The organism is Pelotomaculum terephthalicicum JT (genome assembly GCF_022410535.1).
Classification (GTDB): domain Bacteria; phylum Bacillota; class Desulfotomaculia; order Desulfotomaculales; family Pelotomaculaceae; genus Pelotomaculum_D; species Pelotomaculum_D terephthalicicum.
Genome location: NZ_JAKNBL010000008.1, coordinates 11,533 through 31,923 on the forward strand (window position 1 = coordinate 11,533; position 20,391 = coordinate 31,923).

Sequence of the window (20,391 nt, forward strand, 5' to 3'; positions counted from 1 at the left end):
GCAAATAAAAATTTAAAGGAGGATAAAACTAATGGCAAAACAAAAGTATGAGCGGACTAAACCCCACGTTAACATCGGCACCATCGGCCACGTCGACCACGGCAAGACCACCCTGACTGCGGCAATCACCATGGTTCTGAACACAGTCGGTCAGGCCACGATTAAGAAGTTCGAAGAGATTGACAACGCTCCTGAAGAGCGTGAGCGCGGCATTACCATTAATACCGCCCACGTCGAATATGAAACCGATAAAAGGCACTATGCCCACGTTGACTGCCCGGGCCACGCCGACTACATCAAAAATATGATTACCGGCGCCGCCCAGATGGACGGGGCGATCCTGGTCGTGTCCGCGGCGGACGGCCCGATGCCCCAGACCCGCGAGCATATCTTGCTGGCCCGTCAGGTTAATGTTCCCTACATCGTCGTATACCTGAACAAGGCCGACATGGTTGACGACCCGGAACTCCTGGAGCTGGTTGACATGGAAGTGCGCGAATTGCTGACTAATTATGAATTCCCCGGTGATGAAATTCCCATTATTACCGGTTCGGCGCTAAAAGCGATGGAATGTGCCTGCGGCAAGAAAGACTGTGAATGGTGCAAGTCTATCTGGGAGCTGATGGATGCCGTTGACGAGCATGTTCCCACACCTGTGCGGGATACCGACAAGCCTTTCCTGATGCCTGTCGAAGACGTTTTTTCCATTACCGGACGCGGCACCGTGGCCACCGGCCGGGTCGAGCGCGGTATGGTCAAAGTGCAGGATGAAATTGAGATCGTGGGACTTGCCGACAAGCCCCGGAAGACCGTGGTGACCGGTGTGGAAATGTTTAGGAAAATCCTTGACAGCGGCCAGGCCGGCGACAACATCGGCTGCCTGCTGCGGGGCGTCGACCGGAAAGAAATCGAACGCGGGCAGGTTCTGGCAAAACCCGGCTCGATCAGGCCCCACAAAAACTTTTCTGCCGAAGTGTTAGTACTGACCAAGGAAGAGGGCGGCAGGCACACGCCGTTCTTTAACGGCTACCGTCCCCAGTTTTATTTCCGGACCACCGACGTGACCGGCGTGATCACCCTGCCGGATGGCGTGGAAATGGTGATGCCGGGAGACAACATTAAAGTTGACATCGACCTGATTACCCCGATTGCTATTGAAGAAGGGCTGCGCTTTGCCATCCGTGAAGGCGGCCGCACTGTGGGCGCGGGCGTTGTTACCGGAATTAGGGAGTAGGTTGTTATTTGACCCGCTCGAGTAATATAGGTTATACATTTTCACATACTGAAACGCCAACCCGTGGCTATTGGCAAACGCGATGAGGTGAGAGGTTGCCAACTCAGTAGTCAGTAGTCAGAAGTCAGGAGTCAGAATAAAGAGAAGATCGGTAAAGCCGATTTTCAATAAGCAATCCGACTGCCGGCAACCGGCTACAAGCTACCGAGATGGGGAATTTTCACTGAGAATGTCCGGTCATCGGGCGAAAAGGAGAGCAGGATATTTATGAAGAGCCAAAAAATCAGGATCAGGCTAAAAGCCTTCGACTATCACATATTGGACCAGTCAGCCCTGAAGATTGTGGATACCGCGAAGAGGACGGGCGCTTCTGTCGCCGGTCCGGTTCCGCTGCCGACGGAAAAAAATATTTACACCATTCTGCGCAGTCCTCATGTTAACAAGGACTCTCGCGAGCAGTTCGAGATGCGGACCCATAAGCGTTTGATTGACATTATCGAGCCCACCCCGAAAACGGTGGACGCCCTGATGCGTCTGGACCTGCCGGCCGGTGTGGACATCGAAATAAAATTGTAGTTGAAGAAGGTAAAGTTATATCCGGTTTAGATAGAGGCAATGTTGAGAACCAGCTCAACCACTTGCCACAGAATTCAGAGGCCGGGGGCGAAGGCAAATGGTTTTAGTTTCCGGCCTTTGAAAAACGGAGGTGCATTTTATAATGCCAAAAGGTATTCTGGGGAAAAAAGTTGGGATGACACAGATTTTTACGGACGTTGGCCTGGCTATTCCTGTTACTGTGATCGAAGCCGGTCCGTGCTTTGTTGTGCAAAAGAAAACCCCTGGGACTGACGGTTACAGCGCGGTTCAAATTGGTTTCGGAGAGAAGAGGGAACGTCTTTTCACTAAACCTCTGAAGGGCCATTTTACTAAAGCCGGCGTACGGCCGCTGCGCTATCTGCGTGAGCTGAGGGTTGAAGATGCGGATTCATACGAGGTAGGCCAGGAAATTAAGGCCGATATTTTTGCCCAGGGAGAAAAGGTAGATGTGGTTGGTACTAGTAAAGGGCACGGCTTCTCAGGCGGGATCAAACGTCATGGTTTTCACCGCGGCCCGATGGCCCATGGTTCCAAGTACCACAGGCGCCCAGGTTCACTGGGGGCGAAAGGTCCGGCCCGTGTGTATAAAGGCAGGAAATTGCCGGGGCAATACGGCTCGGAGCGAATAACGGTGCAGAATCTTGAAGTGGTAAAAGTTGACGGCGACCGCAACTTGCTTGCCGTTAAAGGAGCCATACCCGGACCCAAGGGCGGTCTGGTGCTGGTGATACCGTCGACCAAGGCGCGGCAGCGCTAGAAAAGAGCTTAAGCTTAAAGACGCGGGGGGCGGTCGCGGTGTGCGCGCGCCTGCGGACTAAAAGGCTTTCGGCTCGGAAAGGGGACACTCATGCCTACAGTAGCAATGTACAATATTAGCGGCGAACAGGTCGGGGAACTGACGCTGAAAGATGAAGTCTTCGGTGTTGAAGTTAGCGAATCTGTTTTGCATGATGCCGTTGTGATGCAGTTGGCCGGCCGTCGCCTGGGCACCCACGCCACTAAAACCAGGGCGGATGTGAGCGGCGGCGGCCGCAAGCCCTGGCGTCAAAAAGGCACCGGCAGAGCCCGTCACGGCACCACCCGTTCACCAATCTGGCGTGGCGGCGGGATCGTTTTTGGACCTCATCCCAGAGACTACCGGTATAGCCTGCCGAGAAAGGTGAGGAGACTGGCTTTGAAATCAGCCCTCTCTTCTAAAGTAAATTCAGGTGATATTTTAGTTCTGGATCAGTTGCAGATGGAGCAGCCGAAAACCAGGGATATGGTTAATATATTAAATAACCTCAAAGTCAACGAGGCTTTGCTGGTAACGGCGGAAGCCGATCAGACAGTGGCAAAGTCCGCCCGTAATATCCCGGGGATCAAGCCGCTTGATGCCACCGGACTCAACGTATACGACATCCTGGCGTACAGCAAGCTGGTTATCACCAAAGACGCGGTGGCCAGGGTTGAGGAGGTGCTCGCGCCATGAAAAATCCGCGCGATATTTTAAGGAAGCCGGTTATTACCGAGAAGAGCACATCTTTATCGAAAGATAATAAATACACTTTTATAGTTGATCTAAAAGCCAATAAAGTGGAGATCCGGCAGGCTGTCGAAAATTTGTTCAAGGTTAAAGTGAAAAAAGTAAATACCATGCGCGTTAAGGGAAAGCTCAAACGGGTCCGCAGGATTCCCGGCAGAACGCCTGATACAAAAAAGGCGATAGTCACCCTTAAAGAAGGTGACCGGATCGAGATTTTTGAGGGAATATAGTTTTACCGTAATAACATTAATTATTGAGGGGGTGAATCCCTGTGGCTACTAAAAGTTTTAAGCCGACGTCACCGGGCCGCCGGTTTGTAACCGTTTCGGAATTTAAGGATATAACCCGTTCGGAACCCGAAAAGTCCTTGCTGGAACCATTAAAGAAAAATGCCGGCCGCAACGCGTACGGCAGGCTGACAGTAAGACACCGTGGCGGCGGGCACAAACGGATGTACAGGGTTATTGACTTTAAACGCAACAAGGATGGTATCCCGGCCAAGGTGGCCAGTGTTGAATATGACCCGAACCGTTCTGCCAGAATTGCTCTGCTGCATTACGCTGATGGTGAAAAGAGATACATACTTGCGCCTGTCGGCATCAGCATCGGGCAAACCGTTGTATCGGGCCCGGACGCGGATATTAAGGCCGGGAATTGTTTGCCGTTACGTAATATTCCGCTTGGCACATTAGTTCATAATATCGAATTGCACCCCGGCGGCGGCGGTCAATTGGTGCGCTCGGCCGGTGGGTCCGCACAGCTGATGGCTAAAGAGGGAAAATACGCCAATATAAGAATGCCGTCCGGTGAGATGCGGCTTTTATTGCTGGACTGCCGCGCGACTATCGGACAGATAGGCAATGTTGATCATGAAAACATTACAATAGGTAAAGCCGGCCGGAAACGCTGGATGGGCATTCGGCCGACTGTCCGGGGTATTGTGATGAACCCGGTTGACCACCCGCACGGCGGTGGCGAAGGACGCTCGCCTATCGGCCGCAATCCTGTTACACCGTGGGGCAAGCCGGCTTTGGGCGCGCGTACCCGGAAAAGAAAACCGAGCGACAAGCTAATCGTGAAAAGAAGAACCAAATAGCGGCTGTTGGAAATATGGAAAGGGGACACACCTTCTAGGGGTGTACAAATTCGGAAGGGATTATTCCTGCACATGGCGTGTGGAGCAATAGTTACTGTTAAGGCAGGCTAGTGAAGGAATGTCGTCAGCGGAAAGGGGACACACCTTCTAGGGTCGTATAAATTCGAAGGGATTATTCCTGCATATAGCGTGTTGAATAACAGTTACTGTTAAGGCAGGCTAGTGAAGGAATGTCCCCGATGGAGTGTGAAAGGAGGCTGCAATTTTGGGCCGGTCATTAAAGAAGGGGCCGTATTGCGAAGAACGGCTTCTCAATAGAATAGAGGCCATGAATGATTCAGGCGAAAAAAGAGTGATCAAGACATGGTCCAGGCGCTCAACCATCTTTCCCCAAATGGTCGGGCACACCATAGCCGTGCATGATGGGCGCAAGCATATCCCGGTATATATAACCGAAGATATGATTGGGCACAAATTGGGGGAATTTGCCGTTACCAGGCTTTTTCGAGGACACGGTCACCATACGGAAAGGTCTACAGCACTGAAGTAGAAGCCGTTTTCATTTCCGGCATCTTAACGAAGGGGGTAAACAGCCTGTGGAAGCTAAGGCCACAGCCAAATTTATAAGGATTTCCCCGCGAAAGGTGCGCATAGTAGTGGACCTGATCCGGGGCAAGAAAATTCAGGAGGCCCTTGCTATCTTAAAATATACACCCAAACGGGCCTCGGGGGCGGTAACAAAGGTGGTTAAATCCGCCGCCGCCAACGCCGAACACAATCAGCAGGCCGATAAGGATGAGTTGTTCGTAACCGCGGCTTATGTTGATCAAGGACCTACATTAAAGCGGTTCCAGGCCCGGGCCATGGGCCGCGCAGATGTTTTACGCAAACGTACCAGCCACATAACAGTTGTGGTGGGTGACAAAAAGGAGGGTAGATCTTAGTGGGGCAGAAGGTAAATCCCAAGGGCCTGCGGATTGGTATTATCCGGGACTGGGAAGGCAAGTGGTTTGCCGACAAGAAAAACTATGCCGGCCTCTTGCACGAGGACCTGAAAATACGCAAGTTTATCAAAAAGAAGCTTTTCGTGGCAGGCGTTTCGCGCATCCAGATAGAGCGGGCGGCCAACCGGATTAAAGTGTTTATCCACACCGCCAAGCCGGGCATTGTCATCGGACGGGGCGGTATGGAAGTGGAGAACCTGCGCAAGCAGCTTGAACGAATCACCGCTAAGCAGGTCAGTGTAAATATCGTGGAGATCAAGATCCCTGAGGTGGACGCCCAACTCGTGGCTGAAAATGTGGCCTCCCAACTGGTGAAACGGATTGCGTTCAGAAGGGCCATGAAGCAAGTGGTCAACCGCTCCATGAAAATGGGGGCGAAAGGGATCAAGATCGCGTGCGGCGGCCGCTTGGCCGGCGCTGAAATTGCCCGCAGCGAATGGTACAGCGAAGGCAAGGTTCCTCTTCATACCTTGCGCGCCGATATAGATTACGGTTTTGCCGAAGCGAACACCACTTACGGAAAAATCGGCATTAAAGTATGGATCTATAAAGGAGAAGTTTTACCGGCAGTCAAAGATGCAGAAAAAACCCCGGCCAGGGGAGGAAAGGCCGCACCTGGTGAAGGAGGCGTATAGGGATGCTTATACCGAAAAGGGTTAAATACCGCAAACAGCACCGCCCCGGAATAGCCGGCAGGGCTAAAGGCGGCAAAGATGTCAGTTTTGGTGAATTTGGCCTTCAGGCTCTGGAGTCGGCCTGGATAACCAACAGGCAGATAGAAGCGGCCCGTATTGCCATGACGCGTTATATCAAGCGTGGCGGCAAGGTCTGGATCAGAATTTTTCCTGATAAACCAATTACCACCAAACCGGCTGAGACCCGGATGGGCTCCGGCAAGGGTACACCGGAATATTGGATTGCTGTTGTCAAGCCGGGACGGATTATGTTTGAGTTGGCGGGCATTTCCGAAGAAGTTGCCCGTGAAGCGATGCGATTGGCGTCTCACAAGCTACCGGTTAAAACTAAATTTGTGAAGCGCGGGGAAGTAGGTGCAGTCGTTGAAAACTAAGGATATTAGAGAGTTGACGGATTCCGAGCTTTATAAAAAGCTGGACGACTCCAAGGATGAACTCTTTAAATTGAGATTTCAAATGGCCACCGGGCAGTTGGATAACCCGATGAAACTGCAGGAAATCCGCCGCAGGATCGCGCGTGTCAAGACGGTAATTCGCGAGCGTGAGTTGGGAATCCAACGGGCGTAAGAACAGCGTCAGGATTTAAGGTGCCAGGCTCACAAGGGATATGTTCAGGAAGGAGTATTATGGATGGAACAACGTGGATTGCGCAAGGTTCTTACCGGCAGGGTGGTAAGTGATAAAATGGAAAAGACCGTGGTTGTGGCTGTTGAAACCCTGGTCAAACACCCCAGGTACCAGCGCATCATTCGGCGCACCCGTAAATTCAAAGCGCATGACGCAGAAAACTCCTGCAGGATCGGCGACAAGGTGAAAGTTATGGAAACCAGGCCGCTGTCGAAAGAAAAGCGGTGGCGTGTAGTTGAGATCCTGGAGCGAGGCAAACAGATTTAACGGTTGATAGTCGTAAGTAGTAAGTGTGAGGAGGTTGCAGCATTGATTCAAGTACAGTCTTTGCTCAACGTTGCTGACAACACCGGGGCGCGCAGGCTGATGTGCATCCGTGTTTTGGGCGGATCGTTGCGGCGCTATGCAGGTGTGGGCGACATCGTTGTATGTTCCGTTAAAGAAGCCACGCCAGGCGGCGTTGTTAAGAAAAGTGATGTGGTAAGGGCCGTGGTGGTCCGCACGAAAAAAGAAGTCAGGCGCCCGGACGGGTCCTACATCAAGTTTGACGAAAACGCCGCTGTTATTATCAAGGATGACAAGAGTCCGCGGGGAACGCGTATTTTTGGTCCGGTGGCCCGGGAATTGAGAGACCGTGAGTTCATGAAGATTGTTTCTCTGGCGCCGGAAGTGCTCTAGCGCCGGCTATCTTTAAATATTGACGGTGAGTTCGGAGGTGACACAAAATATATGGTAAAACCCAAGATCCACGTCCGCAAAGGAGACACAGTATTGGTGGTCACTGGTAAAAGCGCGGGGAAGAAGGGCAAGGTTCTGGAAGTCATACCGGCTAAAAACAAGCTAATCATCGAGGGGGTAAATATTGTTAAACGCCACTCCAAGCCTACCCAGAAACTGCCGCAAGGGGGTATATTGGAAAAAGAGGCCCCCATACACAGCTCAAACGTGATGCTTTTCTGCAATAAGTGCAACACCCCAACCAGGGTCGGCAAGAAGGTGCTTGAAAACGGGGAAAAAGAACGTGTCTGTAAAAAATGCGGAGAAGCGATATAAGTGATCAGTAGTCAGTAGTCGGTAGTCAGGAGTCGGAATAAGGGAAAACCCCAATGGTGATTTCAAAAAAGCAGCTGATTGCAGAACCGACAACCGATTGCCGAGAAGGGAGGTAGTTTAAGATGTCCAGATTAAAAGACAAGTACAAGAACGATATAGTGCCCGCCATGATCAAAAAGTTTGCGTATAAAAATATCATGCAGGTTCCCAAGCTGGAAAAAGTGGTTGTTAGCATGGGCGTGGGCGAGGCGATTCAGAATTCAAAAGCAATCGACGCCGCGTTAAACGACTTGATGATTATTACCGGACAAAAACCTGTTACGACTAAAGCGAAGAAATCTATCGCGGCCTTCAAGCTGCGTGCCGGTATGACCATCGGCGCAAAGGTTACTTTGCGCGGCGAACGCATGTATGAGTTTGTTGACAAGCTTTTTAACATAGCGATGCCAAGGGTGCGTGACTTCCGGGGCATTTCGCCCAAATCGTTTGACGGGCGCGGCAACTACAGCATGGGTGTTCGTGAACAGCTTATGTTTCCGGAAATTGATTATGACAAGATAGATAAAATCCGCGGCATGGACATCATTTTTGTGACTACGGCGAAAACGGACGAAGAGGCGAGAGAACTGTTGGGATTAATGGGCATGCCGTTCCGGGCGGCATAAGAGTTACAGTGGTCAGTGGTCAGTAGTAGAAAACTACGGGCAACCGGCTACCAAATACGAAAAGGAGGCAAGTTGGTGGCTAAAAAATCAATGGTTTTAAGGGCTATGCGGGCGCCGAAGTTTACGGTGCGCGGACACAATAGATGCAAAATCTGCGGGCGTCCGCACGCCTACATGAGAAAGTTTGAGATTTGCCGGATTTGTTTCCGGGAGCTCTCGTATAAAGGTGAAATTCCAGGAATCCGCAAAGCCAGTTGGTGATCAGGAAGGAGGTAGTTTCGCGTGGTTATGACCGATCCTATTGCAGATTTCTTGACCAGAATCCGGAACGCCAATACATTTTATCATGATAAAGTAGAGGCGCCTGCTTCCAAGGTAAAAAAAGCAATCGCTAATATATTGAAAGATGAAGGCTTTGTTAAGGATTGCGAATTTGTAGACGACGGAAAGCAGGGGATTATCCGGGTTTATCTTAAATATGGCACTAATAAGGAACGGGTGATCACCGGTCTCAAGCGCATATCAAAGCCAGGTTTAAGAGTGTACGCCAGGAAAGATAATGTGCCGAAAGTTTTAGGCGGTCTCGGAATAGCTATTATTTCCACCTCTAAAGGATTCATGTCCGATAGAAAGGCGCGTAAAGAAGGACTTGGCGGCGAGGTAGTTTGCTACGTGTGGTAATTAATACCATGTGCTTGAATACAATTAGGATGGCAGGTGTAATTTATGTCCAGGATTGGTAGACAGCCGGTACCGGTACCCGCAGGTGTTGATGTGCAGATCGACGGGAACCGGATACGGGTTAAAGGCCCCAAGGGGCAGTTGGAAAGAGAGCTGCACCGGGACATGGTTGTGAAATACGAGGGGGGACAATTATTGGTCCAACGTCCTTCTGACAATAAACAGCACAGGTCATTGCACGGTTTGACACGTACTCTTGTTAACAACATGGTGGTGGGAGTAACAGTCGGTTTTCAGAAAAACCTGGAATTGGTCGGCGTTGGTTACCGCGCCTCCAAACAAGGCAACAAACTCGTAATGGCCATGGGTTATTCACACCCGGTGGAGATTGAGCCGCAAGAGGGACTGGTAATTGAAGTTCCGGCGCCGGCCAGAATCAGTGTGAAGGGTATCGACAAGGAAAAAGTGGGAGCCATGGCGGCGTTCATTCGTGCTGTACGTGAACCGGAACCATATAAAGGGAAAGGCGTCAGGTACGAAGGTGAAAGGGTCCGGCGCAAGGTCGGCAAGGCCGGCGGCAAAGGCAAGAAGTAGAGATTGGCAGTCTGTAAGTACGGATAATTTATTTATTACTTTTTAGAAAGGCAGTGAATTCCTAAGTGCTGAATAAACCCGACCGTAAGGCCCTGCGGGCAAAAAAGCGCTTCAGGGTGCGCAAGAAAATAACCGGTTCTGCCGGCCGGCCCAGGCTGAACGTGTTTCGCAGCATCCAAAATATTTACGCCCAAATCATTGATGATGAACGCGGTGTAACTCTAGTGGCCGCGTCCACCTTGGGACCGGAGCTGAAAGGCAAACTGGCAAATGGCGGCGACTTAGCGGCAGCCGCTGCGGTAGGAGATTTGCTGGCTAAAAAAGCAGTTGAGGCAGGAATCAAAGTGGTGGTATTTGATCGCGCCGGCTATATTTACCATGGCCGGATCAAGGCCCTGGCTGACGCCGCGCGGGCAGGCGGACTGGAGTTTTAGCGGAATGGGGACACACCTTCCTGTGTGGTAAAAGTCCGAAGAGAATACTCCTTTAGGTGGCCTGTTGATGCTATAGTAACTCTTAGAGCAGGCGAGTGAAGGAATGTCCCCGAGCGGAATGGTGATAAACCTTCTAGTAGAGTGTAAATCTGGAAGGGAATATTCCTAAAATCGGCCTGTTGGAATCCCAGTTACTTATAGGGCGGGTCGGTGAAGGAATGTCCCCGATGAGAAAGGAGGGAAATAGATGGCGAGGATTGACGCCAGCAAACTGGAAACAACCGAAAAAGTAGTGTATATCAACCGGGTGGCCAAGGTCGTAAAAGGCGGACGGCGATTCAGTTTTTCCGCTCTGATGGTAGTGGGCGACAGCGACGGTCATGTCGGCGCCGGTCTGGGCAAAGCGGGTGAGGTTCCCGAGGCTATCCGCAAGGGCATTGAAGACGCGAAGAAATCATTAATAAAAGTACCCCTTTCCGGAACAACCATTCCCCATGAAGTTACCGGGCATTTCGGGGCCGGTAAAGTTTTGCTGAAACCGGCGGCGCCGGGCACCGGTGTGATTGCGGGCGGTCCGGTCCGGGCGATCCTGGAGTTGGCCGGAGTGCACGATATACTTACCAAGTCCCTGGGTTCGAACAATGCTAACAACATGGTCCGTGCCACCATGGATGCGCTGAAGAGTCTGAAGACTCCGGAGGATGTGGCCCGGCTGAGAAATAAAACGGTGGAAGAACTGCTGGGGTAAAAAATAGGAATGGGGACACACCTTCCTGTGTTGTATAAAGTACAGAGGGATTGCTCCTGAGCGTGGCCTGCTGGAACACTAGCTACTATTAGAGCAGGCGAGTGAAGGAATGTCCCCGATTGGAGGGGGACACACCTCACACCTGATGTCCCCGGTTGAACTGAAAGGTAACGTAATGCTCTCTCAAGAAAAGGGGGGAATGTTGTGGCCAAGTTGAAGGTAACCCTGGTGAAGAGCCTGATCGGCCGGCCGGAAAAGCAGAGGGTTACAGTGCGGACCCTGGGTCTGACCAAAGTAAGCCGGTCGGTAATCCACGAAGACACTCCGCAAATCAGGGGTATGATTAATAAGGTTGCGCATTTGTTGAAAGTCGAGGAAGCCGGAGCGTAAGGCCCGCGAATTTAGACAAGCGGGACTGAGAAGCGCAGGTCCGTAAGGAATGTTAAGGAGGTGTCATCTTGAAACTGCATGAACTAAGGCCGGCTCCAGGGGCTAGACCTAAACCCACCCGCAAGGGTCAAGGGATCGGCTCCGGTTTGGGCAAGACCGCCGGCCGCGGCCATAAAGGGCAAAAGTCACGCTCCGGCGGAGGTGTGCGTCCCGGGTTTGAGGGCGGGCAAATGCCACTGCAGCGTCGCATGCCGAAACGGGGGTTCTATAATAAGTTTGCCAAGGAAATTATCGCTGTCAATGTAGCGGCGCTTAACCGGTTTGAGGACGGTGTTACCGTGACTCCGGATACTTTGCTTGACGCCCGCTTGATCAAAAAGATCGGTGACGGTGTGAAAATACTTGGCAACGGCAAGCTGGAAAAATCTCTAACCGTATGTGCCCAAGCTTTCAGCAAGTCGGCTGAGGAAAAGATCACAGCCGCCGGCGGCAAAGCTGAGGTGATTTAATTGCTGGGAAGTATTGCGAATGCCCTGAAAGCTACTGAATTGAGGACAAAGCTGCTTTACACCCTTGGTATGATTTTTGTTTTCCGGCTGGGCGCTCATATTCCCGTGCCCGGGGTGAATTCGGAAAAATTTGCCGAGCTGGTTAGCAGCGGCGCTATTTTCGGATTCTTTGATGTGATTTCCGGCGGCGCGCTGAAGAATTTTTCTGTTTTTGCCATGGGTATTATGCCTTACATCAACGCTTCAATTATTATGCAGCTCCTGACAGTGGTCATTCCGCACCTGGAGCGTCTGAGTAAAGAAGGCGAAGAAGGCCGCAAGAAAATTACCCAGTACACCCGCTACCTTACCGTGGTACTGGCGTTTATCCAGGGTATCGGCATGGTGGTCGGAGTCGGTGGTTCGCTTTATCATCCCGGTCCGGCGACTTATTTAATGACTGCCGTCACCATTACCGCCGGGACCACCTTCCTGATGTGGACGGGTGAACAAATTACTGAAAAAGGGATTGGCAACGGTATTTCGCTGTTGATTTTCGCGGGTATTGTCTCAAGGGTTCCCTCAGGTTTACAAAGAATTATGGCTTATTTAGACGCGGGTACAATTAACATCTTGAGTCTTGTGCTGCTTGTCGTCATCGGGGGTCTGGTGATCGCCGGTGTGGTTATGGTTCAGGAAGGGCAGCGGCGCATACCCGTGCAGTACGCCAAGCGGGTGGTTGGACGCAGGGTTTACGGCGGACAGACAACCCACCTGCCGCTGCGGGTCAATCAGGCCGGTGTTATACCGGTAATTTTCGCCTCGTCACTGTTGATGTTTCCGGAAACGCTCGTGAAATATTTTTCCAACGAAGCAATCGCGGCGTTCTACTCGAAGTGGTTCGGGTGGGGAACAGTTTCACACACGGTTATTTACGCTCTTTTGATTATCGGCTTCACTTTCTTTTATACCGCCGTCATCATGAACCCGTCAGATATGGCGGATAATATCAAAAAATACGGCGGTTTTATCCCGGGGTTGCGCCCCGGGCGGCCGACGGCGGAATATATCAGCCGGGTGATGAACAAGATAACCCTGGCCGGAGCCATTTTCCTGGCCCTGGTGGCAATATTGCCGAACTTTGTACTGATGGCGACCCAGATACCAAATATCTATTTCGGCGGCACCGCGCTGCTGATTGTGGTCGGGGTGGCGCTGGACACGATGAAGCAATTGGAATCGCACATGTTGATGCGCAGTTACCAGGGGTTTATTAAGTAGGTGGGCATATGATTACCTGTAAATCCGAAAAAGAACTCTCCTATATGAGAGACGCCGGGCGGGTTGTGGCCGAAACACTGGCGGAACTCACCAGTGCCGTTAGGGTTGGGGTAACGACCAGGGAACTGGACCGGCTGGCGGAGGACTATATTATCAAAGCCGGCGCCAAACCGGCTTTCAAGGGGTTATACGGTTTCCCCTACAGCATCTGTGCTTCAGTGAATGAAGAAGTTGTGCACGGGTTTCCCAGTTTAAGGAAGCTGGTGAGTGGAGATATTATTAGTATCGACATTGGGGCGGAAGTAAACGGATACTATGGAGACAGCGCCGTTACCGTTCCGGTGGGAGAAGTAAGCAGCGATGCCATGCGGCTCTTAAAGGCGACGGAAGAATCCCTTTATAAGGGAATTGAGCATGCCAGGGAAGGCGCCAGGCTATCAGATATATCCAATGCCGTACAAACTTGTGCCGAAGGCTATGGCTATTCGGTAGTGCGTGACTATGTCGGGCATGGAATAGGCAGCAGCCCGCACGAGGACCCGCAGGTTCCGAATTTCGGCAAGCCCGGCAGAGGCCCCAGACTGAAAGCGGGAATGACATTAGCGATCGAACCGATGATCAATATGGGCACTTTTGAAGTGCGGACTCTTACAAACAACTGGACGGTAGTAACTTTGGACGCAAAGCTTTCAGCCCATTTCGAACATACTGTTGCCATTACGGATGACAAACCGGAGATACTGACCATATTATGACTACGATAATTAAAGAAAAGTACTGATTGCCGGTAGCTGTTTTCCAGATGATGAAAGGAAGGAAATAGATGTCTCAGTCGGTGCCTGATGATAATAGTGGCAATATCGTTTTCAGCCGGAAATACGGCGACCGGGACGCTTTACAGGTCGGGCACTTGGTTAGCTCGACAAAAGGCCGCGATAGAGGCAGATATTATCTGGTGATAGGTTGCGAAAGTCTATCCAGGGTGTGCGTTGCGGACGGGGAAGGGCGAAAAGTGGAAAATCCCAAATATAAAAATATCAAACACTTGCATATTCATGAAGTTATTGCCGGTGAGTTATCGAGCAAAGCGGAAAAAGGGAAAAGGATAACCAACGCGGATATTCGCGAGGAGCTCAAGAGTCTAGTGAAAAACTTTAACGAGTGTTCATTTTAAGATAAGGAGTTGGTCAGATACCTAATGTCAAAGCAAGATGTTATCGAGGCTGAAGGTACTGTCATCGAACCGCTGCCAAACGCCATGTTCCGTGTGGAACTCCAGAACGGCCATAAAGTGCTGGCGCATGTTTCCGGCAAGATTAGGATGAACTTTATCAGGATTTTGGCCGGTGACCGGGTGACAGTCGAACTCTCGCCTTATGATTTAAACCGCGGGCGTATTATTTATCGATACAAGTAAAGTCAGGAGTCAGAAGTCAGAATAAAAGAATTAAAAAAGAATTCGGCGAATCCGGATTTCAACAATTAACCCGACAACGACTACAGACGACCGAAATGGAGGGTTTGCGATGAAAGTGAGGCCATCCGTCAAGCCCATCTGCGAAAAGTGCAAGATCATTCGCAGGAAGGGCAAAGTTATGGTGATTTGTGAGAACCCCAAACATAAACAGGTCCAAGGGTAATACCAGGAGGTGTTGAATAATTTATGGCACGTATCGCAGGCGTAGACTTGCCGAGGGATAAACGGGTCGAGATTGCCCTTACTTATATTTTTGGCATTGGTAAGCCGACGTCCCAAAAAATCCTGTCTCAGACAAATGTCAACCCTGATACCAGGGTGAAGGATCTGACTGAGGATGAAATCAACAAGCTGCGTGAAATTATTGAAAAGAACCACAAAGTGGAAGGTGATTTGCGCCGGGAGATAGCCTTGAACATCAAGCGTCTGATTGAAATTGGCTGCTACCGCGGGTTAAGGCACCGCCGCGGCATGCCGGTGCGGGGGCAGCGGACCAAGACCAACGCCAGGACCCGTAAAGGGCCGCGTAAGACTGTCGGCGTGCGCAGGAAAAAGTAGCATGAGTGTTAAGGTTGGCTCAGTGTGGCGTGGCGCTTACCTGGAGGGCGGTTTAGGATTAAATTGTTGTTTAGCTTAGCCGTTCCCGAAAAAAGCGGGGCAGCAGTTTTAAGCCGGCTGAGTTGGTGAGTTTGGCAGATCCGGGGGGCGAACGCGCTAGCCTGTGGGTAAGCGCTACGCCATGCGATCAAGCGGATAATCTGAGCAAACTTGATGAACGAAAAAATCTATTAAATCCATTAAATTAAGGAGGTTATTAAATGGCGCGTCGCGTAACCAGAACGAAAAGACGTGAACGCAAAAATATCGAATCTGGTGTTGCGCATATCAGATCTACTTTTAATAACACCATAGTAACCATTACCGATACCAGGGGAAATGCGATATCCTGGGCCAGCGCCGGAGGCGTGGGCTTTAAAGGTTCCCGGAAAAGCACTCCGTTCGCGGCTCAAATGGCGGCTGAAAATGCCGCTAAAGAGGCCATGGAGCATGGCCTGAAAGTAGTGGAGGTAATGGTTAAAGGACCCGGCGCCGGCCGTGAGGCGGCTATCCGCTCTCTGCAGGCGGCGGGGCTGGAAGTCAATTTGATTAAAGATGTAACCCCGATTCCTCATAACGGTTGCCGGCCGCCCAAGCGCCGGAGAGTTTAAGGAGGTGTGCTGGTATGGCGAGATATACTGAAGCAGTGTGCCGGCAATGTCGCCGGGAAGGACTGAAACTATACCTCAAAGGCGACCGTTGTTACTCAACCAAATGTGGCGTTGACCGCAGGGCTTACGCTCCCGGTCAGCACGGCCAGGGACGAAAGAAAGTTTCGGAGTACGGCCTGCAATTAAGGGAAAAACAAAAAGCGCGCCGGATATACGGCATTTTGGAAGGCCAATTCAGGCGCTACTTCGTGAGAGCCGAGCGGCAGCCGGGTGTTACCGGTGAAAATCTGCTCCGCTTATTGGAAAGGCGGCTTGACAACGCAGTCTATCGCCTGGGACTCGGGGCATCCCGGAACGAAGCCAGGCAGCTTGTGCGGCATGGACATTTTATGGTTAACGGCCGTAAAGTGAACATACCGTCATATTCGCTCCGCGTGGGCGATGTAATTACCGTCCGGGAAAAGAGCAAGGAATCGCCGAGAGTGAAAGAGCTGCTGGAGAGGGCTGCCGAGCGCACTCCTCCCGCATGGCTTGAATTTGAGGCCGACCAGGCCATCGCCCGCGTAGTGGCGCTCCCGGCAAGGGATCAGATCGACGCTCCCGTTCAGGAGCACCTGATTGTTGAGTTATACTCCAGGTAGGAGGCCATTTTGGCCGTTGGTCGTGAGCAGTCGGTTGCCGGGTGTTAACCAGCCGCCAACCACCAACCGCCAATAGGAGGGAAACGTCCGTGCTTGAAATTGAAAAACCGAAAATTGAAGTTGTAGAAATGAGCGACGATTACACTTACGGCAAGTTTACAGTGGAGCCACTGGAAAGAGGCTACGGCATTACTCTGGGGAACTCCCTGCGCCGCATCCTGCTTTCCTCATTGCCGGGCGCAGCTGTTACTTCTGTTAAGATTAACGGAGTGCTTCATGAATTTTCAACCATCCCGGGGGTTGTGGAGGATGTCACGGACATTATTTTAAACCTCAAGAGTCTCAGCCTGAAACTTTACAGCGATGAAGAAAAGACTCTGCGCATAGAAGCTGAGGACGCCGGTGTGGTGAAAGCCGGGGATATCGTCTGTGACTCCGATGTGGAAATATTAAACCCCGATCTGGTGATAGCCACTCTGTCCGATAATGCCAGTTTATCCATGGATATTACCGTCTCCAAAGGACGGGGCTACGTCTCCGCGGAGCGTAATAAAAAGAATGAACACATTATCGGCGTGATTCCGGTGGATTCAGTTTTTACACCGGTGAGCAAGGTCAATTATAATGTGGAGAACACCCGGGTCGGCCAGATTACGGACTACGACAAGCTGACATTGGAAGTCTGGACCGACGGGAGCATCAGACCTGACGAGGCAGTCAGCCTTTCAGCCAAGATTATGAGCGAACATTTGCGTCTGTTTATCGGATTGACGGAAACGGTCAGCGATGTGGAGATCATGGTGGAAAAGGAAGAGGAGCAAAAGGATAGGATCCTGGAAATGACCATTGAAGAGCTGGATTTATCGGTGCGTTCCTACAACTGCCTGAAGCGGGCTGGGATTAACACGGTTGAGGAGTTAATCCAGCGCAACGAAGACGATATGATGAAAGTAAGAAATCTGGGGAAAAAATCTCTGGAAGAGGTAGTCAATAAATTACACGAACTGGGGTTATTGCTGAAAAAAAGCGATGAATAAGGGAGGGATTTGAGAGTGGGCTACCAGAAGCTAGGAAGAAACACCGGCCACAGGAAGGCTATGTTAAGAAACCTGGTCACATCCCTCTTCCGGGACGAGCGGATAAATACCACTGAAGCCAGGGCCAAGGAAGTAAAAAGTATCGCCGAAAGGCTGGTTACTACCGCCAAGCAGAACGACCTCGCAGCCAGGCGCCAGGCGCTGGCGTACCTCTATGAAGAAGATGTGGTGCGCAAACTGTTTGATAAAATCGCGCCGAAATATGCGGACCGCCCGGGCGGCTATACCAGGATTGTCAAAGTTGGCTACCGCCGGGGCGACGCCGCTAAAGCGGTTATTTTAGAGCTGATTTAACCTGCATGTCTAGTAATGCTCTGCCCGGAAAGCAAGCGGCGCGCGGCCGTTCCCGTGAAGGCGCGGTTTATATCAGGGTCAAAGGCCTCACATATTTCTACAACCGCGGCGGCCAGTCGGAGCAGGCGGCTTTGCATGGTGTGGACCTGGATGTATATAAAGGCGAATTCCTTGCTCTGGTCGGTCCCAACGGGTCGGGGAAATCTACCCTTGCCAGGCACTTTAACGCCCTGCTCACACCTTTTGAGGGTACGGTCCTGGTGGATGGGATGGACACCCGCCAGGGGGAATATTTATGGGAAATCCGGCAGAGAGTGGGGATGGTTTTTCAAAACCCCGACAACCAGATCGTCAGCTCGCTGGTGGAAGAAGACGTAGCCTTCGGCGCTGAGAACCTGGGACTGCCCCCGCCGGAGGTGCGGGCCAGAGTAGATGAGGCCCTGGTTTTAACCGGGCTGTCGGAATACCGGAACCATGCTCCGCATCTGCTCTCCGGCGGTCAAAAACAGCGGCTGGCTATCGCCGGTGTGCTGGCAATGCGTCCGGACTGCCTGGTCCTGGATGAGCCAAGCTCCATGCTTGACCCGTCCGGCCGCCGGGAACTTATGGATACCCTGCTCCGTTTAAACCGTTCCAACGGCGTCACTGTGGTTCTGGTGACTCATTACATGGAAGAAGCCGCCGTGGCGGATAGAGTAATGGTCTTGTGCTCCGGCCGGTCTGTGCTGGCGGGAACCCCGGCCGAGGTGTTCGCGGAGGAACAGTTGCTGCGGAATGTGGGGTTAGAGTTGCCGGTTGCGGCTAAAATTGCCTGTCGCCTGAGAAGGCGGGGCTTTTTAGTGCCTGATGGTATTCTCACTATTAAGGATATGGTGGCGTACCTATGCCGGTAATTAAGGTCGAAAATCTTACTCATGTTTACTCCAGGGGCACACCGTTTGAAGTAACCTCGCTGGATAGTGTGTCGCTGGAAATCCAAAGAGGCGAGTTTTACGCGCTGGTTGGGGCGACCGGTTCCGGCAAGTCCACCCTGGTCCAGCATTTTAACGGCATCCTGGCGCCCACCGGCGGAAATGTGCGGGTGTGCGGTATTGACGTAGCAAATAAAGGATTGCGCCGGGAACTTTGGCACAGGGTGGGGCTGGTTTTCCAACAGCCCGAGCACCAGCTTTTTGAGGAAACTGTTTTTGACGATGTGGCTTTCGGCCCGAGAAACCTGGGCTTAAACAACGCCGAGGTCAGGGAAAGGGTCATTGACGCGTTGAGACTGGTTGACCTGGACCCGGAGGAAGTAGGGCGGACATCCCCGTTCCGTCTGAGCGGCGGCATGCGCAGGAAAGCTGCCATTGCCGGTGTGCTGGCCTTGCGCCCGGAAGTGTTGGTGCTTGATGAACCGGCCGCCGGCCTGGACCCGGTGAGCAGAAGGCAGTTAATGGAACGTATTGACCGGCTCCGGGGGGAGCGGGGGATAACAGTGGTGCTGGTTACCCACAACATGGAGGAGGTTGCCCGCTGGGCAGACCGGGTAGCCGTTTTGCATAAAGGCCGCCTGGCCATGGAGGCGCCGCCGCGGGAGGTTTTCAACAAGACTGAAGAACTGCGCGCCCTGGGGCTGGATGTTCCGGCGACGGTAGAATTAATGCTCCGTCTGCAGGCCCGCGGGTTGCCGGTGCGGGCTGATTTGCTAACGATTGATGAAGCGGTTGTGGAAATTGCCAGGATACTGAACATGGAGCGTAATATGGAAATGAGGCAGCCTGGCGTATGATTAACGTTACTATCGGCCAGTTTGTTCCGGGCAACTCATTATTGCACCGCCTTGATCCTCGGACCAAGGTTGTTTGTGTAATCGCGACGGCAATTGCGGTTTTTATCATCGCCTCATGGTATGAGTTCGCTCTGTTGACCGGATTTGTTTTTTTATCCATGATTCTCACGGGGATTTCCGCGAAGATTTTTTTTCGGGGCTTGTTGTCGATTTGGCTGCTGCTGGCGGTTACATTTTTTCTCCAGGCACTGTTGACGCCGGGGGAAGTATGGTTCGGGCTGGGGTTTTTAAAAGTCACCAAGGAGGGTCTGGCAGGGGGCGGCCAGATTTTTTTAAGACTGGTATTGCTGATTTTAATCGCTTTTCTGCTTACTCTGACTACGTCCCCGGTAAACCTCACCGCCGCGCTGGAAAGTATCCTTGCTCCGCTTAGACGGGTCGGGGTGCCTACCCATGAATTAGCCATGATGATGACTATAGCCTTGCGTTTTGTTCCCACCTTGCTGAATGAGGCTGATAAAATTGCCAAAGCCCAGCGGTCCCGCGGCGCCGGGTTTGGTTCAGGCGGGGCGATGGACCGGGTGAAAGGTTTGTTGCCGTTGTTCGTGCCGCTTTTCGCCGGGGCGCTGCGCAGCGCCGAGGAACTTGCCGTGGCTATGGAGGCGCGCTGCTACCGGGGCGGCGCCAACCGGACGAGAATGCACAGTTTGACGCTGAAACCGGAGGATTATATGACGCTGCTCATTACCTTCGCGATCCTTGCCATAACGGTTTGGCTTAGATATACATAAAGC

General features: G+C 51.9%; 35 protein-coding genes. All 35 read left to right on the plus strand.

Features of this window, described 5'->3' with window-relative positions; genetic code table 11:
• The first annotated feature begins 31 nt into the window (after positions 1–31).
• The 35 genes from tuf to L9W92_RS07400 all read left to right on the plus strand — a co-directional run bounded on the left by tuf (position 32) and on the right by L9W92_RS07400 (position 20,388).
• On the plus strand, positions 32–1,234 hold the full coding sequence (gene tuf / locus L9W92_RS07230; RefSeq protein ID WP_240083085.1) for an elongation factor Tu: 1,203 nt from the start codon (positions 32–34) through the stop codon (positions 1,232–1,234).
• Between the two features lie 267 nt (positions 1,235–1,501).
• A complete protein-coding gene (rpsJ, locus tag L9W92_RS07235; protein ID WP_240083086.1) occupies positions 1,502–1,810 on the plus strand; it encodes a 30S ribosomal protein S10 in 309 nt (102 codons plus the stop codon).
• Positions 1,811–1,952: 142 nt separating this feature from the next.
• Positions 1,953–2,588, plus strand: a complete 636-nt coding sequence (rplC, locus tag L9W92_RS07240; RefSeq protein WP_240083087.1) for a 50S ribosomal protein L3 — start codon at positions 1,953–1,955, stop codon at positions 2,586–2,588.
• Between the two features lie 90 nt (positions 2,589–2,678).
• Positions 2,679–3,302 (plus strand): 50S ribosomal protein L4, encoded by a 624-nt coding sequence (rplD, locus tag L9W92_RS07245; RefSeq protein WP_240083088.1) that lies wholly within the window; start codon positions 2,679–2,681, stop codon positions 3,300–3,302.
• Positions 3,299–3,586, plus strand: a complete 288-nt coding sequence (rplW, locus tag L9W92_RS07250; RefSeq protein WP_240083089.1) for a 50S ribosomal protein L23 — start codon at positions 3,299–3,301, stop codon at positions 3,584–3,586. The genes rplD and rplW overlap by 4 nt, the downstream gene beginning before the upstream one ends.
• A gap of 41 nt (positions 3,587–3,627) precedes the next feature.
• Positions 3,628–4,452, plus strand: coding sequence for a 50S ribosomal protein L2 (gene rplB / locus L9W92_RS07255; RefSeq protein ID WP_240083090.1), 825 nt, complete (start codon positions 3,628–3,630; stop codon positions 4,450–4,452).
• Positions 4,453–4,717: 265 nt separating this feature from the next.
• Positions 4,718–5,002: a 30S ribosomal protein S19 gene (gene rpsS / locus L9W92_RS07260; RefSeq protein WP_240083091.1), complete on the plus strand. Its 285-nt coding sequence runs from the start codon at positions 4,718–4,720 to the stop codon at positions 5,000–5,002.
• A 46-nt stretch (positions 5,003–5,048) separates the two neighbouring features.
• On the plus strand, positions 5,049–5,396 hold the full coding sequence (rplV, locus tag L9W92_RS07265; protein WP_240083092.1) for a 50S ribosomal protein L22: 348 nt from the start codon (positions 5,049–5,051) through the stop codon (positions 5,394–5,396).
• Entirely contained in the window at positions 5,396–6,091 is a 696-nt protein-coding gene (gene rpsC / locus L9W92_RS07270; protein ID WP_240083093.1) for a 30S ribosomal protein S3, read from the plus strand. The genes rplV and rpsC overlap by 1 nt, the downstream gene beginning before the upstream one ends.
• 2 nt (positions 6,092–6,093) lie before the next feature.
• Positions 6,094–6,525 carry a 50S ribosomal protein L16 gene (rplP, locus tag L9W92_RS07275; RefSeq protein WP_240083094.1) on the plus strand — a complete coding sequence of 144 codons (432 nt, stop codon included), beginning with the start codon at positions 6,094–6,096 and terminating at the stop codon, positions 6,523–6,525.
• On the plus strand, positions 6,515–6,718 hold the full coding sequence (gene rpmC, locus L9W92_RS07280; RefSeq protein WP_240083095.1) for a 50S ribosomal protein L29: 204 nt from the start codon (positions 6,515–6,517) through the stop codon (positions 6,716–6,718). The genes rplP and rpmC overlap by 11 nt, the downstream gene beginning before the upstream one ends.
• A gap of 63 nt (positions 6,719–6,781) precedes the next feature.
• Positions 6,782–7,045, plus strand: a complete 264-nt coding sequence (gene rpsQ / locus L9W92_RS07285) for a 30S ribosomal protein S17 (protein WP_240083096.1) — start codon at positions 6,782–6,784, stop codon at positions 7,043–7,045.
• A gap of 42 nt (positions 7,046–7,087) precedes the next feature.
• Complete coding sequence (gene rplN / locus L9W92_RS07290; protein WP_240083097.1) at positions 7,088–7,456, plus strand: 50S ribosomal protein L14; 369 nt, start codon at positions 7,088–7,090, stop codon at positions 7,454–7,456.
• A 51-nt stretch (positions 7,457–7,507) separates the two neighbouring features.
• The gene (rplX, locus tag L9W92_RS07295) at positions 7,508–7,831 is read left to right on the plus strand and encodes a 50S ribosomal protein L24 (RefSeq protein ID WP_240083098.1); all 324 of its coding nucleotides are present in this window, start codon (positions 7,508–7,510) and stop codon (positions 7,829–7,831) included.
• A gap of 122 nt (positions 7,832–7,953) precedes the next feature.
• On the plus strand, positions 7,954–8,496 hold the full coding sequence (rplE, locus tag L9W92_RS07300; protein ID WP_240083099.1) for a 50S ribosomal protein L5: 543 nt from the start codon (positions 7,954–7,956) through the stop codon (positions 8,494–8,496).
• A 75-nt stretch (positions 8,497–8,571) separates the two neighbouring features.
• On the plus strand, positions 8,572–8,757 hold the full coding sequence (locus tag L9W92_RS07305; RefSeq protein WP_240083100.1) for a type Z 30S ribosomal protein S14: 186 nt from the start codon (positions 8,572–8,574) through the stop codon (positions 8,755–8,757).
• A gap of 21 nt (positions 8,758–8,778) precedes the next feature.
• The gene (gene rpsH, locus L9W92_RS07310; RefSeq protein ID WP_240083101.1) at positions 8,779–9,177 is read left to right on the plus strand and encodes a 30S ribosomal protein S8; all 399 of its coding nucleotides are present in this window, start codon (positions 8,779–8,781) and stop codon (positions 9,175–9,177) included.
• A 45-nt stretch (positions 9,178–9,222) separates the two neighbouring features.
• Positions 9,223–9,771 carry a 50S ribosomal protein L6 gene (gene rplF / locus L9W92_RS07315; protein WP_240083102.1) on the plus strand — a complete coding sequence of 183 codons (549 nt, stop codon included), beginning with the start codon at positions 9,223–9,225 and terminating at the stop codon, positions 9,769–9,771.
• A 65-nt stretch (positions 9,772–9,836) separates the two neighbouring features.
• Positions 9,837–10,205 carry a 50S ribosomal protein L18 gene (rplR, locus tag L9W92_RS07320; protein WP_240083103.1) on the plus strand — a complete coding sequence of 123 codons (369 nt, stop codon included), beginning with the start codon at positions 9,837–9,839 and terminating at the stop codon, positions 10,203–10,205.
• A 247-nt stretch (positions 10,206–10,452) separates the two neighbouring features.
• Positions 10,453–10,953, plus strand: coding sequence for a 30S ribosomal protein S5 (rpsE, locus tag L9W92_RS07325; RefSeq protein ID WP_240083104.1), 501 nt, complete (start codon positions 10,453–10,455; stop codon positions 10,951–10,953).
• A 204-nt stretch (positions 10,954–11,157) separates the two neighbouring features.
• Entirely contained in the window at positions 11,158–11,343 is a 186-nt protein-coding gene (gene rpmD / locus L9W92_RS07330; RefSeq protein WP_240083105.1) for a 50S ribosomal protein L30, read from the plus strand.
• A gap of 68 nt (positions 11,344–11,411) precedes the next feature.
• A complete protein-coding gene (gene rplO / locus L9W92_RS07335) occupies positions 11,412–11,852 on the plus strand; it encodes a 50S ribosomal protein L15 (RefSeq protein WP_240083106.1) in 441 nt (146 codons plus the stop codon).
• A complete protein-coding gene (gene secY, locus L9W92_RS07340; protein WP_240083107.1) occupies positions 11,853–13,112 on the plus strand; it encodes a preprotein translocase subunit SecY in 1,260 nt (419 codons plus the stop codon).
• Positions 13,113–13,120: 8 nt separating this feature from the next.
• Complete coding sequence (map, locus tag L9W92_RS07345) at positions 13,121–13,867, plus strand: type I methionyl aminopeptidase (RefSeq protein WP_240083108.1); 747 nt, start codon at positions 13,121–13,123, stop codon at positions 13,865–13,867.
• 68 nt (positions 13,868–13,935) lie between these two features.
• Positions 13,936–14,286 carry a KOW domain-containing RNA-binding protein gene (locus L9W92_RS07350; protein ID WP_240083109.1) on the plus strand — a complete coding sequence of 117 codons (351 nt, stop codon included), beginning with the start codon at positions 13,936–13,938 and terminating at the stop codon, positions 14,284–14,286.
• Between the two features lie 24 nt (positions 14,287–14,310).
• Positions 14,311–14,529, plus strand: coding sequence for a translation initiation factor IF-1 (gene infA, locus L9W92_RS07355; RefSeq protein WP_240083110.1), 219 nt, complete (start codon positions 14,311–14,313; stop codon positions 14,527–14,529).
• Positions 14,530–14,638: 109 nt separating this feature from the next.
• A complete protein-coding gene (gene rpmJ, locus L9W92_RS07360) occupies positions 14,639–14,752 on the plus strand; it encodes a 50S ribosomal protein L36 (protein WP_240083111.1) in 114 nt (37 codons plus the stop codon).
• 23 nt (positions 14,753–14,775) lie between these two features.
• Positions 14,776–15,147, plus strand: coding sequence for a 30S ribosomal protein S13 (rpsM, locus tag L9W92_RS07365; protein WP_240083112.1), 372 nt, complete (start codon positions 14,776–14,778; stop codon positions 15,145–15,147).
• Positions 15,148–15,407: 260 nt separating this feature from the next.
• Positions 15,408–15,797 (plus strand): 30S ribosomal protein S11, encoded by a 390-nt coding sequence (gene rpsK, locus L9W92_RS07370; protein WP_240083113.1) that lies wholly within the window; start codon positions 15,408–15,410, stop codon positions 15,795–15,797.
• A gap of 14 nt (positions 15,798–15,811) precedes the next feature.
• Positions 15,812–16,438, plus strand: a complete 627-nt coding sequence (gene rpsD / locus L9W92_RS07375) for a 30S ribosomal protein S4 (RefSeq protein ID WP_240083114.1) — start codon at positions 15,812–15,814, stop codon at positions 16,436–16,438.
• A gap of 89 nt (positions 16,439–16,527) precedes the next feature.
• Positions 16,528–17,475, plus strand: coding sequence for a DNA-directed RNA polymerase subunit alpha (locus tag L9W92_RS07380; RefSeq protein WP_240083115.1), 948 nt, complete (start codon positions 16,528–16,530; stop codon positions 17,473–17,475).
• A gap of 15 nt (positions 17,476–17,490) precedes the next feature.
• The gene (rplQ, locus tag L9W92_RS07385) at positions 17,491–17,829 is read left to right on the plus strand and encodes a 50S ribosomal protein L17 (protein WP_240083116.1); all 339 of its coding nucleotides are present in this window, start codon (positions 17,491–17,493) and stop codon (positions 17,827–17,829) included.
• Positions 17,830–17,834: 5 nt separating this feature from the next.
• Positions 17,835–18,722: an energy-coupling factor transporter ATPase gene (locus L9W92_RS07390; protein ID WP_240083117.1), complete on the plus strand. Its 888-nt coding sequence runs from the start codon at positions 17,835–17,837 to the stop codon at positions 18,720–18,722.
• Positions 18,713–19,597, plus strand: a complete 885-nt coding sequence (locus tag L9W92_RS07395) for an energy-coupling factor transporter ATPase (protein ID WP_240083118.1) — start codon at positions 18,713–18,715, stop codon at positions 19,595–19,597. The genes L9W92_RS07390 and L9W92_RS07395 overlap by 10 nt, the downstream gene beginning before the upstream one ends.
• Positions 19,594–20,388, plus strand: a complete 795-nt coding sequence (locus L9W92_RS07400) for an energy-coupling factor transporter transmembrane component T family protein (protein ID WP_240083119.1) — start codon at positions 19,594–19,596, stop codon at positions 20,386–20,388. Before L9W92_RS07395 ends, L9W92_RS07400 begins: the two co-directional genes overlap by 4 nt.
• Positions 20,389–20,391 lie beyond the last annotated feature (3 nt).